1 pseudogene is annotated in these 235 nt (G+C 77.4%); it reads right to left on the reverse strand.

The features are described from left to right. Window positions 1-235 (reverse strand): annotated as a pseudogene (locus R0J92_RS26670) (thiamine-phosphate kinase); the annotation flags it as partial.

Here is a 235-nt window from a genome sequence, read left to right on the forward strand (position 1 = left end):
GTCAGAAACGTCGAGCGCCGCGCTGGCGATGCCGACCAGCCCCTGGCCGAGCGAGAGCCGCGGGTCCGGCAGATCGTAGCGGGCCTTGAGCGCCGCGCGATGCTCCGCCGCCAACCCCGGCAGTTCGCCGCGCGCGACTTCGAGCCCGATGACCGCCTCGCCCGGCCGGCCGGAGACCCAGACCGTGTCGCCCTCTCGGCCGCCGCCGCGCAGCAGCGCCCGGCCCCGGTCGACC

Origin of the sequence: Tritonibacter sp. SIMBA_163 (assembly GCF_046535935.1) — a bacterium.
In the GTDB taxonomy this organism is placed as follows: domain Bacteria; phylum Pseudomonadota; class Alphaproteobacteria; order Rhodobacterales; family Rhodobacteraceae; genus Epibacterium; species Epibacterium scottomollicae.